The sequence below is a fragment of the Nocardia vinacea NBRC 16497 genome (assembly GCF_000308835.1).
Classification (GTDB): Bacteria; Actinomycetota; Actinomycetes; order Mycobacteriales; family Mycobacteriaceae; genus Nocardia; species Nocardia vinacea.
Map to the genome: position 1 here is coordinate 1 of NZ_BAGN01000027.1, position 569 is coordinate 569.

The window sequence follows — 569 nt, forward strand, 5'->3', positions numbered from 1 at the left end:
CGAAAGGCGGGGTTCGAGGGGACCGTCGGCCACGACGCGCTCCTCGACGTAGGCCAGGTCACCGCCTTCGACGATGCCGTACAACCGTTTGGCTCCGCCGACGACGATGCCGGATTGGCTGCGGATGACGACATCGGTGGCCAATTCCCAAGAGGACTGGGTCAGCGCGGTGCCATAGAAGAGTTCGACGATGCCGGTGCTGTGGGTCAGCAGCAGTTCGATGACCTCGTCGTCGCCGTCGATGCCGACCCGCCAGAAGCCGCTCTCGCGCAAATCGGGTCCACCGTAGGAGCCGTCGGATTCGATGACCCAGGAACGCGAGTCCCAGGCCAGGTAATCGCCGCCGTCATGGGAAACGACTATCTGCTGGCCGAAGCGGTAGTCGCCGCGAGCGGGATCGTTGCCCTCGCCCTCACCGCGCCACACGCCGACCATCGGCAGCAGCGCCAGCATCGATGAACTCAGATCCGGACCGAGCCGTAGATTCGCGGTGTCCTCCGGCAGCGGTAGATCCGGTAGCACCGGAATATTGCGCGCACCAGTCCATTTCGCCCGTTCGGCAGCCTCGG

Annotated in this window: 1 protein-coding gene; it reads right to left on the reverse strand. The window is 65.2% G+C overall.

Features of this window, described 5'->3' with window-relative positions; genetic code table 11:
- A partial coding sequence (locus tag ON44_RS03785; RefSeq protein WP_040686389.1) for a heme-binding beta-barrel domain-containing protein occupies positions 1-569 on the reverse strand: 569 nt, incomplete at both ends.